At 58.5% G+C, this 14622-nt stretch carries 15 protein-coding genes; 3 read left to right on the top strand and 12 right to left on the bottom strand.

Features of this window, described 5'->3' with window-relative positions; translation table 11 throughout:
* Positions 1-31: 31 nt before the first annotated feature.
* Together G5229_RS16940 and rlmM are read left to right on the top strand one after the other, a co-directional pair.
* Entirely contained in the window at positions 32-418 is a 387-nt protein-coding gene (locus G5229_RS16940; RefSeq protein WP_227341194.1) for a DUF423 domain-containing protein, read from the top strand.
* Entirely contained in the window at positions 411-1505 is a 1095-nt protein-coding gene (gene rlmM, locus G5229_RS16935; protein ID WP_005338617.1) for a 23S rRNA (cytidine(2498)-2'-O)-methyltransferase RlmM, read from the top strand. The genes G5229_RS16940 and rlmM overlap by 8 nt, the downstream gene beginning before the upstream one ends.
* Before the next feature lie 82 nt (positions 1506-1587).
* Here the strand turns inward: rlmM and G5229_RS16930 are convergent, their stop codons facing one another.
* The 7 genes from G5229_RS16930 to queF form a co-directional block, all read right to left on the bottom strand.
* Positions 1588-2046, bottom strand: a complete 459-nt coding sequence (locus G5229_RS16930; protein ID WP_136501476.1) for a hypothetical protein — start codon at positions 2044-2046, stop codon at positions 1588-1590.
* A 117-nt stretch (positions 2047-2163) separates the two neighbouring features.
* Positions 2164-3171: an isocitrate dehydrogenase gene (locus tag G5229_RS16925; RefSeq protein WP_005349723.1), complete on the bottom strand. Its 1008-nt coding sequence runs from the start codon at positions 3169-3171 to the stop codon at positions 2164-2166.
* Positions 3172-3330: 159 nt separating this feature from the next.
* Positions 3331-4131 carry a flap endonuclease Xni gene (xni, locus tag G5229_RS16920; RefSeq protein WP_421209754.1) on the bottom strand — a complete coding sequence of 267 codons (801 nt, stop codon included), beginning with the start codon at positions 4129-4131 and terminating at the stop codon, positions 3331-3333.
* Positions 4132-4266: 135 nt separating this feature from the next.
* Complete coding sequence (ppnN, locus tag G5229_RS16915; RefSeq protein WP_019445906.1) at positions 4267-5622, bottom strand: nucleotide 5'-monophosphate nucleosidase PpnN; 1356 nt, start codon at positions 5620-5622, stop codon at positions 4267-4269.
* A gap of 148 nt (positions 5623-5770) precedes the next feature.
* Positions 5771-7384: a diguanylate cyclase gene (locus tag G5229_RS16910; protein ID WP_421209752.1), complete on the bottom strand. Its 1614-nt coding sequence runs from the start codon at positions 7382-7384 to the stop codon at positions 5771-5773.
* Positions 7385-7463: 79 nt separating this feature from the next.
* The gene (locus G5229_RS16905) at positions 7464-9746 is read right to left on the bottom strand and encodes a hypothetical protein (RefSeq protein WP_216951893.1); all 2283 of its coding nucleotides are present in this window, start codon (positions 9744-9746) and stop codon (positions 7464-7466) included.
* A gap of 177 nt (positions 9747-9923) precedes the next feature.
* Entirely contained in the window at positions 9924-10772 is an 849-nt protein-coding gene (gene queF, locus G5229_RS16900; protein WP_216951892.1) for an NADPH-dependent 7-cyano-7-deazaguanine reductase QueF, read from the bottom strand.
* A 204-nt stretch (positions 10773-10976) separates the two neighbouring features.
* On the opposite strand from queF, the gene syd reads away from it, so the two are divergent.
* Positions 10977-11525, top strand: coding sequence for a SecY-interacting protein (gene syd / locus G5229_RS16895; protein WP_075114996.1), 549 nt, complete (start codon positions 10977-10979; stop codon positions 11523-11525).
* 92 nt (positions 11526-11617) lie between these two features.
* On the opposite strand, the gene G5229_RS16890 is transcribed toward syd, so the two are convergent.
* The 5 genes from G5229_RS16890 to G5229_RS16870 all read right to left on the bottom strand — a co-directional run bounded on the left by G5229_RS16890 (position 11618) and on the right by G5229_RS16870 (position 14550).
* Positions 11618-12403, bottom strand: a complete 786-nt coding sequence (locus G5229_RS16890; protein WP_421172789.1) for a Zn-ribbon-containing protein — start codon at positions 12401-12403, stop codon at positions 11618-11620.
* Between the two features lie 3 nt (positions 12404-12406).
* Positions 12407-12703, bottom strand: coding sequence for a hypothetical protein (locus G5229_RS16885; RefSeq protein WP_421172790.1), 297 nt, complete (start codon positions 12701-12703; stop codon positions 12407-12409).
* An 84-nt stretch (positions 12704-12787) separates the two neighbouring features.
* The gene (locus G5229_RS16880; RefSeq protein WP_005338602.1) at positions 12788-13024 is read right to left on the bottom strand and encodes a DUF2789 family protein; all 237 of its coding nucleotides are present in this window, start codon (positions 13022-13024) and stop codon (positions 12788-12790) included.
* A gap of 74 nt (positions 13025-13098) precedes the next feature.
* A complete protein-coding gene (locus G5229_RS16875; protein WP_421209750.1) occupies positions 13099-13398 on the bottom strand; it encodes a DUF3301 domain-containing protein in 300 nt (99 codons plus the stop codon).
* Between the two features lie 111 nt (positions 13399-13509).
* Entirely contained in the window at positions 13510-14550 is a 1041-nt protein-coding gene (locus tag G5229_RS16870; protein WP_421209748.1) for a DUF3549 family protein, read from the bottom strand.
* Positions 14551-14622 lie beyond the last annotated feature (72 nt).

Raw genomic sequence — 14622 nt, 5'->3', positions numbered from 1 at the left:
TGCCAGCCTCGATGAGAGAGGGAGAGTGAGGATGCAGATCCATCGACATTGGCTGATACTGGCTGGTCTCTTCGGGTTGACGGCCACCATGCTGGGGGCTTATGGCGCCCATGGATTGGCTGCGACCGGCATTACGCCCGAGCGTCTGGCGGCGTTCAATACCGCCGTGCAATATCAGTTTTTTCACGCATTGGCCCTGCTGGTTCTGGGCTGGTGTGGTGTGCGCAGCAGGGTGATCCAGCTGGCTGGCACCGCCTTTGTGCTGGGGATCATCGGATTCTCCGGCAGTATTTACGCCATGGTGCTGCTTGGCAGCAAGGGGCTGGGGTTGATTACCCCGGCCGGTGGCCTCTGTTTTATGTTGGGATGGACGGCCCTGATCTGGGCTGGCTGTCGTCTTGGAGGAAAAAATGAATAATCTGCTGCTTTATTGCCGCCCCGGTTTTGAGAAAGAGGCGGCTGCAGAGATCACCGAGCGTGCCGGTAACATGCAGTGCTACGGTTTCGCCCGGGTCAAGGACGACAGCGGTTATGTGATCTTCGAACTGTATGACGAGGAGCAGGCGGACCTGCTGGCTCGCAAGCTGCCGTTCCGGGAGCTCATCTTCATCCGCCAGATGCTAGTGGTCACCCATGAGTTGAAGGATCTGGATGTCGCGGACAGGATCTCCCCGATCCTTGAGGCGGTGAGTGACTACACCATTTGCGGTGATCTGCGGGTCGAAACCGCGGATACCAACGAAGCGAAAGAGCTGTCGGCCTTCTGCCGCAAGTTCACCGTGCCGCTGCGTCAGGCGCTGCGCAGCAACGAGATCCTGACCAAGAAGGAGACGCCGAACCGTCCGGTGTTCCACGCCTTCTTCATGGCCAATGATCATGTGTTGCTGGGCTACTCCTATTCGTTCAACAACTCCGGATTCCACATGGGGATCCCGCGCTTGCGCTTCCCGGCCGATGCACCGAGCCGCTCCAGCCTCAAGCTGGAGGAGGCGTTTTACGTTTTCGTGCCGCGGGAAGAGTGGGATGTGCGTCTCTGTTCAGGCATGAAGGCGGTGGATCTGGGGGCTTGCCCGGGTGGCTGGACCTATCAGCTGGTACGCCGTGGCATGATGGTGACGGCGGTCGACAATGGCATGATGGCCCAATCCTTGATGGATACCGGCCAGGTCAAGCATATCCGGGATGACGGTTTCGTCTGGCGTCCGAGCAAGAAGAACACCTACTGGCTGGTGTGCGACATGGTCGATAAACCGGCGCGGGTCGTTCACATGATTGCGGACTGGTTCCGTGAGGGCGACTGCCAGGAGGCGATGTTCAACCTCAAGCTGCCGATGAAGAAGCGTTATGCTGAATCGGTACACAATATCGAAGTGCTGCGCGAGATGCTCAAGGAGATCGACAACGCGTTCGTGATCCAGGCCAAGCAGCTCTATCACGATCGGGAAGAGATCACCGTGCATGTTTACAACAAGTACTGGGTCTCCAAACTCGAGCCCAAGGCGTGATGTAGCGGTTCTGCCCGTACGATAAATACCAAGGCCGACAGGGAAACCTGTCGGCCTTTTGCTATTCGGCTGCCGGAAAATATCAGAAACGGTAATCGAGGCGCAGGGAGGATTCGTCGTCGGTCACCTTGATCTCTATCTGCAGCGGGATGGTTTTGTCGACCGGATTGAATTGCATCTTTATCCCGTCTCCTCTCAGCCTGAGGGCGGTGTTCATTCCGCCAGCCTTGAACTTGACCTTGGGTCTAAAGCGTTCAACTGACAGACTGACGCTCTTTTCCGGGGTCAGATTGAGCTGCGGGTAGGAGGTGATCTTTTGATTACCAAAGTTGTCGGTGGAGACTTCAATACCAAACGACAGGGGTTTGGGTGCCTTGAGTAGGTCGTTGGTATTCAGGCTCGAGCGCCATACCTCTGTGGCAGTCCGTTTTTCCTGCTGTGGCAGTTTGGCGGTTTGGGTCTGTTGATCCTGCTCGAAAGCACTTGCTGCACCACACACCAGCATCAAACCCGAAACCAGATAGCACCCGTATCCCTTCATGAAAAACACTCCCTGTTCTTCTTCTCTATTGAACATAGTTGCTGTTTGGGGAGTGGCAAAGGATTCGGAAATATAAAAAAGGGAGCCTAGGCTCCCTTTTAAAATCAATTGGTTAGCTTACAGGCGATCGATGATGGCTTGGGTGAATTCGCTGGTGGAAGCCGTGCCACCCAGATCGCGGGTGACCCGATCACCGGATTCGATGGTGGCTCGTACCGCCTCGCGGATCCGCTCTGCCTTATCCTGCATGCCGAGGTACTCCAGCATCTGAATGGAGGCGAGGATCACCGAGGTCGGGTTGGCGATATTCTTGCCAGCTATGTCCGGCGCAGAACCGTGGACCGCTTCGAAGATGGCCGCGCCATCGCCGATGTTGGCGCCGGGCGCCATGCCGAGACCGCCAACCAGACCGGCGCAGAGATCCGAGAGGATGTCGCCGAACAGGTTGGTAGTGACCATGACATCGAAACGCTCCGGATACATCACCAAATTCATGCAGGCGGCATCGACGATCATCTCTTCGCTCTGGATATCCGGGTAGTGGCTGGCGATTTCACGTGCCACTTCGAGGAACAGGCCGGAGGTCGACTTGAGGATGTTCGCCTTGTGGATGATGGTGACCTTCTTGCGGCCTTCCTGACGGGCCAGCTCGAAGGCGAACTTGACTATGCGCTCGGCCCCTTCGCGGGTGATGATGCTCATCGCCTCGGCGCTCTTGTTGTCATCACTGCGCTTTTGCCCAGCGCCCGAGTACATGCCTTCGGTGTTTTCACGCACAGTGATGATGTCGATGTTGTCGTAACGGCTTCTGGTGCCCTTGAAGGAGATGACCGGGCGCACGTTGGCGTAGAGGTTGAACTTCTTGCGCAGGGAGACGTTGATGGAGGTAAAACCGCCGCCGACCGGTGTGGTCAATGGTCCTTTCAGGCTCACCTTGTTCTTCTCAATCAGATCCAGGGTCGCCTGGGGCAGCAGCTCGCCATGCTTTTCGAGGGCAACCAGACCCGCATCAGCGTATTCGTACTCAAAGTCACAGCCCGCATGGGTCAGGATCTGGATGGCTGATTCAATGATGCTGGGGCCGATGCCGTCGCCGGGGATCACGGTAATTTTTCTTTTGGACATGAGAGGGTTCCACTTCCAGGGTATAGGGGAGGATGGGGCTGCTTTATAGCATTTACTCAGCAAACCAACCACATTCCTTTACATTCTACTCACTTTCATCAACAGCGAGGGTGAGTCTCGTCATGGTTCGCGCCCTTGCCCGCATTTTTGTTCGGCCATTTAGTCCGGCTGGGGCGGGTAGCGGATGTCCCGCAGGTTGAATCCCAGCGGAATATCCCGCTGCAAGCGCACCAGCCGCTGGGCCAGCAGGGCCTCATCCTGATGCTGGCGCAGCTTGAGCAGTGGCTTGGCGGCATCTTCTTGCTGGCAGGCTTCGAGCATGGCTGCCAGGTTGCCATATTGCTGCAACAGATGGGTGGCTGTCTTGGGGCCGATCCCCGGAACCCCCTTGATATTGGAACCGCTGATACCGGTCAGGGCCCAGAAGTCGACCAGCTGATTAGGTGCTACCCCATATTGCTGCTGGACGAAGGCGGCATCCAGCCAGCGTTTGTTGAAGTAGTCGCGCACCCGGATCTGCGGGCAGATCAGTTGGCAGAAGCCCTTGTCGGTGGAGATGATGGTCGCCTGATGGCCATGGCTGGCTATGCCGCTGGCCAGGGTGGCGATGAGATCATCCGCTTCATCGGTCTCGGAGAGCAGGGCGTCGACCCCGCACTCCCAGAAGGCATCCTGCAGGGTCGCCAACCCCTCACGCAGTTCAGGGGGCATGAGGGTTCGCCCCTCCTTGTAGGCCGGATAGACCTCCTTGCGCCAGCTGTGCACCTCGCCATCAAACACGGCAATGACATGGGTTGGCTCGCTATTGGCCAGCAGCTTGCGGCAGGTATTGATAAGGTTGGCGCGGGTTGCAACCAGCGCCTGGGCAGGGGTCAGTGCCTGCTGGGCCTGTACCGCGTGCAGACGGCGAATGAGGTTGAGGGCATCGATGATGAGCAGGTGTGGCCGGATAGTTGACATGGGGCACTCTTGGCGGTCGGGACGCCCCATTGTAACAAACCGCTCGCCTTATGGGGGATTGATGGCGGTCGGGAAGGCATAGCGCCAATAAAGAGGGGCGCCGATGCGCCCCTCTGTCGATGATGTATCTGTACCCTAGCGGACGATTTCGTAGCAAGGCACATACTGACTGCCCGGCAGCTTCATCCGCTGCTGCTTGACGAAGCTCTCCAGCAGCTTGTCCATCAGGTGCATCAGCTCCTTGTCGCCGTGCAGCTTGAAGGGGCCCTTCTTCTCGATGGCGCGAATGCCCCCTTCCTTGACGTTGCCGGCGACGATGCCGGAGAAGGCACGACGCAGGTTGGCGGCCAGCAACTGGGGCGGCTGGTTGCGGTGCAGATCCAGACTTGCCATGCTGGCGTGATCCGGTTCGAAGGGGAGCTGGAACTCCGGCTCAATCTTGAGGGACCAGTTGAAGGAGTAGGCATCACCGACCGATTTGCGGTATTCGCGGATTTTCGGCATCGCCTCCTTCATCACTCGGGCCACTTCCGGTGCATCGCCAACAATGATCCGGTAGAGCTTGGTCGCCGGTTCACCGAGGGTCGCCTTGATGAAGTCGTCGATGGCTCGGAAGTAGTCGGCACTCTCTTTCGGGCCGGTCAGGATGATGGGCATGGGTTGTCGTTCGTTGGCCGGATGCATCATGATGCCGAGCAGATAGAGCAGCTCTTCGGCGGTGCCGACCCCGCCCGGGAAGATGATGATGCCATGGCCCAGACGCACGAATGCTTCCAGCCGTTTCTCGATATCCGGCAGGATCACCAGCTCGTTGACGATGGGGTTGGGCGGCTCGGCCGCAATGATGGAGGGCTCTGTGAGGCCGATGTAGCGCCCGTTGCGCACCCGCTGTTTGGCATGGCCGACGGCGGCCCCCTTCATCGGGCCCTCCATGGCTCCCGGGCCGCAACCGGTACAGATGTTCAGCTCACGCAAGCCCAGCTCGCTGCCCACGGCGCGGGTGTACTGGTACTCGATCTCGTTGATGGAGTGGCCACCCCAGCAGACGATCAGGTTGGGATCGGCGCCAGGCAGGATCACCTTGGCGTTGCGCAGGATGGCGAACACCACGTTGGAGATATGAGTCGAATTGGTGAGGTTGACCAGCCGGTTCGATTCAAGCTGGTTGGAGACATAGAGAATGTCGCGCAGCACCGAGAAGAGGTGCTCCTGAATACCACGAATGATCTCGCCATCGACGAACGCGTGCTCGGGGGCGTTGAACAGTTCCAGCTTGACCCCGCGCTCGCGCCGGATCACATGAATGTCGAATGATTTGAAGCGCTCCAGGATCTCCTTGGAGCTGTCGGTATGGCTACCGGAATTGAGCACTGCCAGCGAGCAGTTGCGAAACAGTTGATAGATATCGCTGGAGGCAGTCTGCTTGAGGCGATCCACCTCAAGCTGTGACAGCAAATCCATGCTGCCGACGGGATTGATGTGCGTAATCATAGGTTCCCCTTTACTCACTTGTTATCGTTGTGTTTTTTCCCTGGGGAGAAAAGGGATACCATGTTGCATCCCCTGAGTTTGATAGTAGTGGCAACGGAGGGGGGAGGGAAATAGGGCGACGACTGTTCGCTGTTTTTTTAGTCACCACTCAGGCCAGTGTCACTTGATCCCGACCTGCGTTCTTGGAGTGGTAGAGCGCTCTGTCCGCCCGTTCGAACACATCGGAGGGGTTGTCACCATCCTTGAACAGGGTTGCGCCGATGGAGATGGTGATCTCCACCTTGGCATCGCGAAAACGGAACGGGATGCTCTTGATGGTCTGGCGCAGGGTTTCCAGCGGCTTCTGGAACTTGTCCGGGTTGATATTGGGCAGCAGCACCACGAACTCTTCGCCGCCGAAACGGGCGATGAAGTCAGTGTCACGCAGGGCGCTCTGCAGCGCTTTGGCAACAACCTTCAACGCCTTGTCACCGGCCATGTGGCCATAATTGTCATTGATGTTCTTGAAGTGATCGATGTCGATGATCGCCATGCAGAGCGGAGTGCGGTAGCGAAGCCAGCGTTTGAACTCCTGCTCCAGCCGCTCGTCGAGGGCGGCCCGGTTGTGTACCTGAGTCAGGCTGTCGAGGAACAGCTTGTGCTTCTGAATGGTCAGCCGCTTCTTGTATTCGGCGGTCTCATCCTTCATCAAGCGCAGCTTGGACTCCATGGTGGAGAGGCGGGTGAGCAGGTGACGCTCCCGTGCTGCGGTACTTTCCCGTTCTTGCAGCAGCAGATTGATGGCGCCCATATGGCCGGAGATGGCACGCTTGAGCGCATCGATGGAGTTATGGCTGGCTAGGGAGTGGTCGATGGCCTGCAGTTCGCAGACCAGAGCTTCGCGGGTTTCACGGGTTTCATTTTGTAGCGCACGCCCTTCGTCGAGGGATTCGGTAAAGCCGACATGCACTGCTGACAGGCTCTCGTTGAGGGAGCTGAGAAAGGCGCGGGAGGCTTTGCGCTCCTCGCGGGTGCCTTCGATGATAAGTTCGATGACCTGCATACAGGTCTCTGCCAGCATGGCAGGATTGATGCCGATCAGCAGTTGACGGCGGATATCCCCGAGGCTCTCGCCAATTGAACCGGCGAAATCAAGTTCGGTGATCAGCCGCTGCAGTTCGTCTGCGATACGCGCATGATCTTTGAGGTCAAACGGTTCAGCATCAGGTTGGGGTTCACAACCGGGCTCGCTCTCTTGTTGTTGGGGCGCTGAAGAGCCGGACAGTGGCTGGCTTGGCAGCAGCTGGATCTTGATCGCCTGCTGATAGAATTCAAGCAGGCGGATCACCTTCTTTTGATGATCGGCAATACCATAGCCGGCGGGGCTTTTCAGAAATTCCTTGAGGGATTTTCGGGCCTCTTCCGGGAAGCCCTTGATGGTTTTTAGCTGTTTTGAGCCAAGATCAATGGCTGCCTGGGTCAGGGTGAGCGACTCTTCCAGTGCATTGCTGTGCTGCTGCAGCAACTTCTCGATGGCAAGTAGCTCTGCATCCAGCGAGGTGAATGCGGGATTGCTATCCAGTCTCTGCTTGAGCTTGGCGAAGCGATTGTCCAGCTCACGATCGAAGCCGCGGCAAGAGAGCATCAGCTTGTTGATAAACTGGATGCCACGAGCTCGCTCTGCATCGGAAAAGGAGAGAACGCCGTCGAGCTCCAGCTGTTTTTGCTGGAGGGATTCCCTGAGCCTGGCCAATTGTCCTGCTACGGCAGCGATGTCATTCATTATCAGGTCGCCCTGTTGTCATTATTGTTTTTGGTGTTGGATAGCAACAGTGGCCGAACCCGAGGTTGAGTGTCGTCTGTTATCTATTATTTGCCGGCTGGCCTTCAGCCGCTTGCATCCTTGCGAGGCTGGGCCAGTTAACCCATTGCTTTTCATGAGAAGAATTGACTTTTACCAGCCCCTTGTCAATTGCCATCAAGCCGCATTGCCACACATCCCCATTAAAAAATGCAGCCTGCTGGCAATCGATGGCGGCGAGCTCCAACCAGGCGTTTTGCCGGTATTTTTCACTGAGCTGAATGGCTCCCGAAAGGGCGAGATAGCAGAGGTCGAACAGGCCATTGTGATCGAGCGCGGTCGCCGCCTTGGGCAGGAAGGGGTGGCTGACAATCCCCAGGCTTATCTGGCGATCAAGCTCGTATTGGCAAGGGAAGGCGGCGATTGCGGTTAGCAGGTCTCCCGCAAGTTGATGCAGGTTGGTCACGTGGCGCTGTGGCACCACATACAGCATGTGCCCTTCCCGCAAGTCATAGATACGGCCATCTTGCGGGGTCAGGGTATCCATATAGATGCCGAACGCCTGCTCGATTTCACGGCTGACCTGATAGCCGTGGCGCTCGAGGGTGTTGACCATAAAGGGCACCCTGAACAACAGGTAGTGCAGCTTGTCATCGAATTCGCTGTGCTCTTCGCTCAGATACCAGCGCTCCGATTTCAGCTGGCGTTTTGCCATCTCTCGTGGCCAGCGATTCATCAGCCGCTGCCAGTTGGCAAGTCCGGAACGGGGTTCGATCAGCAGGGCCTCGCCAGTGCGTTTCAGTTGCAGACGGGCGGTACGCAATTTGAGCCAGAGGGTGAAGAAGAGGTAGATGAAGAGCGCCAGCAGCAGGCTGGTGGTAATGCTCGACCAGAGATAGCGCTCCTGCTGGTGCTGGCTGTTGTTAAGCTGCTGCTCCAGCTCCTTGATGTGTTGTACCCGTTCAACCTGGACATAGTTGTCACGGATCGCAGCCTGCTCCTGATCAATTTCCTGCTGGCGAACCTCTTCTCCCAAACGATGGAAGCGCTTGTAGCTGTCGAGGGCCTGGTGCAGGTATCCCTTCTGCTCATACGCAAGTGACAACAGGCGGAATACTTCGTACTGGCGGCGAGTGTCGCCTACCTGATTGGCCAGTGCCCGGGCATTTTCCAGCTGCAGGATGGCGATGGCCGCCTCCTGCTTCTTCAGATAGAGCTCGCCGAGCAACAGCAGGGTATCGATCAGCGGCTCTTTGGCATCGCCCAACTCGTGGGACTGCCGGGCTGCATTGAGGTAGTTGCCGGCCAGCGAGAGGTTACCGCTTTGCAGATAGGTTTTGCCAATCTCGTACTTGAGCAGAGAGGCCTGCGGCCGACTGCTTCCCTCATCGAGCAAATCCAGCGCATTGAAGAAGTAGACCAGCGCCATATTGAGGTCGCCCTGATCACGGTTGAGTCGGGCCAGCACGATAAGTGAGTCGCATAGCAGTGACGGATTGCCGATGGAGTGAAAATAGTTGGCCGCTTCATTGGCATATTGCAGCGCTTTCTGGGGCTCCTGCTCTTGCTGATAGAGTTTGACTATCTGGTTGGAGAGCAAGCCGAGAAAGAGCGGGTCGTTGAGATTCTTGGCCTGCTGCTGGGCATCGATATATTCACCCAATGCCAGCTGGGGTTGTTGTAGCACACGATAAAGGTCGCCGCTGATGGCGCTGACCCAGGCGCTGGCAAGAGGATTGGCGGCTTTGGCAGCCCAGATCCTTGCATCCGCCAGATGGGTCTTGGCGTCTTCAAGATGCTGATTTTCAATCTCGTAGCTGGTGCGTTGCAGGCGGCTATAGATCTGTAACTGGCTCTGTTTGAGGTCGGGACGGGCCAGCTGTTCGTCCAATTGTTCCAGCAGGATACGGCTGTTGTTCTGGCCATCTTGCCTTAGCCCCTGGCTACGGATTTTGAGATAGAGGGCGTGGGCCTTGAGTTCGGGTTGGCGCTCTCTCTCCGCCAGCTCCATCGCCTTGTCGAGGGTTTGCTGGGTAGCTTGATATTGGCCAAGCTGGATTCGGCACTCCCCTTCAAGCAGGTGTGCTCCGATGGTTTGCGAAACGGTGCTGTAGCTGAGCAGAGGCTCGCGATAGCCGAACTCCTGACGATTACTGATGATTTGCTGGGGATTATTGGCCGCACGCGTCAGAAAGGCGGAGGTGATCTGAACACATCTGGCAGGGTCGGTCAGCACCAGTGATTGGGCCTGTTGCAGATCCAGGGATAGTTGCTCCTTGTCCAGATCCAGATTTGGAGCGGACAGAGAAGACATCATCATAGCCAGAAAAAACAGTTGATTCATTGGATTAAGGACGGCGCAGAGGTGTTGGCATGTTATCCAAGCCCACCCCTGCGAGTCCAGCGTTTACTGATGGTGTGCTCAGGCTCCTTTGTAGCCGGATGCATCAAGGCGCCAGCAGGGTTGAGATAGCAGGGCGCTGTGGTGTGATACCGGGAAGCCCTTTATCAACGTCTGCTCTTATTGACGGATCAGACGCAGGTTGGTTGGCACGGCTTCGAAATCGGAGCGGAACGGGTTGATGTCGAGGCCGCCGCGGCGGGTATAGCGTGCATAGACGGTCAACTGCTCAGGCTGGCAATAGTGCTTGAGGTCGATAAAGATCCGCTCGATGCACTGCTCGTGGAACTCGTTGTGTTGGCGGAACGAGATGAGGTAGCGCAGCAGCTTCTCCCGATCGAGTTTCGGCCCCTTGTAGCGGATTACCACGGAGCCCCAGTCGGGCTGGCTGGTGACCAGGCAGTTGGATTTGAGCAGGTGGCTGTGCAGAGTCTCTTCAACCTGCTCGCTGCCGACCGCCCCTTGCAGCAGGGACGCATCAAACTCGTAATTGTCTACCTCGATATCCTGCTCATCAATGCACTCGCCGGGCAGCAGGGCAATCTGGTGCGGCGCCTTGTCGAGGGGGAACAGGGTCACCTTGACGGTCTCACCGGCACAGGCACTCAGATCCTTGGTCAGCATGGCGGCGACTGCCTCGATAGAGTCGCAACGGGTCTGGTTGAAGGAGTTGAGGTAGAGCTTGAAGGATTTGGATTCGATCAGGTTCGCACTGGTGGCCGGAATGGCCACTTCACCCACCGCCACCATCGGCTTGCCCTTGGCATTGAGCCAGGAGAGCTCATAGAGGGTCCAGACATCGCAACCGCTAAAGGGCAGGTCATCGCCCAGCTTGAGATCATCCCGGTTCAGGCTACGTGGAACCGGCTGCAGCAGGGAGGGGGTGTACTGGCTGATGTAATCGGATTGCTGGCCCAGGCTCAGGCCGGTCAGGGCGCTGGCCCCGGCGTATCTATCTTGTTTGCTCACAGGGTTGCTCACGTAATGTGCTCATGATGAGTGGAATGAAACGGGCCATTGCAGGGCCGGATGGTTGCAGCCGCTTGGCTTGGGCGTCGGCCTCTCTGTATCCCGGGTTCTGTTTCCCGGGTCACTAGGTCGGCTGGCAACCTTGTCTGTTACCGGGTTTGGTGGTGCAATAGCGGACTTTGCCAGCAATTGTGGGGATTTTCGATGTCGGATCAAGTTTTGTCTGCCCTGGAGCACTTTTTTGCCCGCTGGCAACGGGATGGCGAGGCCAGACGAGGCCTGCCCCTGTGCGAGTGGGAGGCGGACTGGCGTTCCCCCTGCCAGCTTGGTGAGCCCGCCGATGGTCGGGTGGCCTGGCGCCCTCACCAGCGCTCCGAGCCCGGCGATTTCACCGCCATGAACGAGGCGCTGGAGCTGCAGCTTCATCCCGCAGCGACCACCCTGTTTGGCCACTGGTTCAGCCGCCCTGTGCCCTGCCTCTTCAAGGGGCTGCGCCTTGAACTGATCCTGCCGTGGAACGAGGCGGATCTCGACCTGCTCAAGGAGAACCTGATCGGCCACCTGCTGATGCTGCGCAAGCTAAAACGAACCCCCTCCATCTTTATTGCCACCACCCGCAACGAGATGACGCTCATCTCCCTTGATAACGAGAGTGGTCAGGTGTGGCTGGAGTGGCTCGATTCAGGCCGCCGTCTGACGCTGGCGCCCTCCTTACCGGCGTTTCTGGAGCGGCTGGAGACGTTGCCGCAATAGCACCTGTTTGAGCCAAGGTTACTCATCGGAACGAAAAGAGCCTTGCCATGCGGCAAGGCTCTTTTTTGTGGCATCGCGTACAGGGAACGCGCTTAATCCTTGAAATCCCAGGAGAGGTTGGAGACCAGACGGCAGCTGTCGCACTTGAAGTCGAAGATCTCGTGCAGCGGCTCTGCCAGCGCCCACTCACCGCCACAGCTGGGGCAGGGGCGCGCCTTCTCCTCGGCCGCGCTCAGCCCGCCCACCCGGTAGAGGTAGTAGTAGGTGGGGATGCCGCTCAGCACTTCCAGCCGTTTGGCCAGATCGCTGCCGCGCCGGTAGAGACGGCTGCCCACTTCGCCGATTTCGTGCAGCGCCGCATGTTCGGCGATGGAGCCGTTCATCTGCAACTGATCGCACGCCTCCCAATCCTCCTGCCACTTGATGATCTGCTTCTGATCGCCGTTGGCGACTGCGGGCAGCTGGTAGAGCGGAATGGGGGCGAAGTGGTCGCCACAGCGCAGCGGCGAGCAGGTATGCAAAAAGCTGGTATAGAGCAGCATCCAGCTGGGGCGCTCGCCCTGCTGGCCGCAAGGATCTGTGTTGTCGGAGAGCAGATCCACCCCCTGCAGCTGGAGTTTCGGCGCCAGCAGCCCGGCCTGATTTAGCTGCTGTTCGGCCAGCTTGACCTGATCGCTCTGGTTGTCCGGATGCAAACTATCCTGCTCCGGGCAGACCACCCGACTGACGAAATAGCCGTCGTGCATGCTGGTGGGGAACTCCCGCCCGAGGATCTGGCCCTGATAACGCAGCATGTCGAGGTAGTTGACGATGGCCCGCTCGGCATCGCCAAGGGAGGTATCGCGGTAGCACTCAAAGCAGAGTTCGATGATATACATGGTTCAGCCTTGCTTCTGCTGGAGGAGCAGGTCGGTCAGGCGATCCACCTTCTGTTCGATGCGCGCGAGCTGTTCGGCGAGTTGCTGCAGGGTGAGCTCCGGTGCTGGCTGAGGCACAGCCTCTGGCAGGATCTCGCTCTCGGCGGTCGCGATGGGCTGCTGCTTCCACTGGCTCAGCACTTTCAGCAGCTCGGCCATCGGCACAGGCTGGGTGAGTCGGGCCTTGATCATGGCAGTGGTGGGCGTCAGGCCCTTGGCGGCCAGCTCGTTGGCAATTCGGATGATCTCGTGGGCGGACATAAGCATGCTCTGGGTGAGAAGGGGGGATCGATATCGGGGCGGGATCTTAACCAAAGCCGGCAGGGGAGGAAAGGGGCGGGCGGCTTAGCGGGGCTGGCGCAACATCACATCGAGCTGGTCGATCGCCTCGCACCAGTCGGAATCGTTCCACAGGGCGTCGCGTAGAAAGCTGGCCTGGGCGGCGTTCCAGAAACCGGCCTCCGGCAACAGGGTTTCATTGTCTAGGTGATGGTCGTGCACAAAACGGTGCAGGCTCAGCTCGTCGTTTGCCATCCCTAGCTGGGCAAACAGGGCTGGCAGATCGTGGACAAGGGGTTCCATCTCGTCTCTCCCTTTGTTTAATCCCTGAGATTATAGACAGGCACAGCAACCGGGCGCAGAGACGAGATTGGGGATCAGGCAGAGGGGATGCGATGGGGGGGCAGATCAACGCCCACGACGTGCAGCCCCTGCATCTTGAGGGTGCCCTGATAGTAGCTCTCGCCATCGCTGGAGAATTCAAACTGATAGTGGGTCAGCAGCCGCAGGGGATTATGTGCCAGCTCCCGCCGATGGCGAGCCAGTGACAGCAGTTGCAGATCATGGTGCTGGCAGTAGCGGCGCATGTATTGCCAGGCCACTTCTGCCTGTTGGCGTTGCAGCCAGAACAGGCCGGCTACGGCAATCAGCAACAAAATTCCGAGCATCTCTCCCATAGGCGGGCTTCCTTATCGTGATGTCGATAACCGGGAGTCCTGCTCGGCACTCCCGATCTCCTTTTCTATTTCCCGCCGTGTTGCCTCGTGGCGTGAGGGGGAGGCGAGGGATCAGGCCGAGGCAAACAGACGGCCGATGGCCTTGCCCAGCGCATCGCTGCGGTCGGGGTCGCGCAGTCTGGCCAGCATATCATTGCGCAGGGCCGGTAAAGTGACCAACTCGGCAAAAACCTGATTGAAGAACTGGGTCGGTTGTAGCGCCAGCTGTTCCAGATAGTGGCTGAGCAGATTGGCATCTTTCAGATCGGGCCAGAGCCGACCGGCGATGGCGAGCAGCAGCGCCGGGCTTGGCTGGGTTTGCAGCAGGGTCAGCAGCTTGTTGGTGCGCAGCGTGCTGCCGGGACAGGAGGCCAAGGCGCGGCAGAGGTAGGCCAGGGTCTCAGGGTTGGGGGCGGCGCACTCCTGCTCCTTGCCGATCCGCTCAAGCAGGGCACCTTGTACTGCTGGCGGCAGCGGGGCGTTTTCAAGGCTCTGGCAGAGGGCGTAGAGCGGCTCTTGCGGCAGTTTGGGCAGCGCCTTGCAGATCAGCGCCAGATTGCGTTCATCATGCAGTCGCTCGGCCAGATCGGCAAAGCCCTGCAGCCCCAGAGTCTGCCAACCGGTGTCGTTGGGGGTGGCCAGATAGTGGCAGAGGGCATCGTAATAGGCGGAAGGAGCCTGCTCCAGCTGGTGCGCCAGCTTGGCGTGCAGACTGGCCATTTTTGCCTCCGCCGGGCGGAAGGTGTAGGGATTGTCGGCCAAGCGCTGGGCTTTTTCCTCGTCCAGATCGCCGGTGAGCTTGTAGCCCAAGGTCTCCACCACCTGATCCATGAACAGCTTGGGGCCGTTTGACATCAGCAGGCCGCGCTCATCGAGGGCGAATTTGAGGAACCAGAGGTAGTGGCGAGACTCGCTCGGCTGGAAGAAGTGCACCCCCAACCAGGCGTGCTGTTGCAGCGGCCAGGGGTAGGGCTCCTGCTGCTGTTCGATGCGCACAAAGGTATCGCTTGCCAGTGGCCGCACCTGGCGGCCCATGTCAAACAGCTGGAACTGGGTGCCAGCCTGAGTCAGAAATTCGGTCAAGGTATTGATGGCAGTAGGCGTAGCAGACATGGTGAGATCCGGCTAATGGTGATGCGGGCCGATTATAAGGCCCTTGCCGAGGATAGCCAGTGGCAACAGACG

This window comes from Aeromonas sp. 602396 (genome assembly GCF_049173735.1).
In the GTDB taxonomy this organism is placed as follows: Bacteria; Pseudomonadota; Gammaproteobacteria; order Enterobacterales; family Aeromonadaceae; genus Aeromonas; species Aeromonas veronii_A.
Note: the sequence above shows the minus strand (reverse complement) of the source record. Positions and strands in the feature narration are given on the sequence as shown.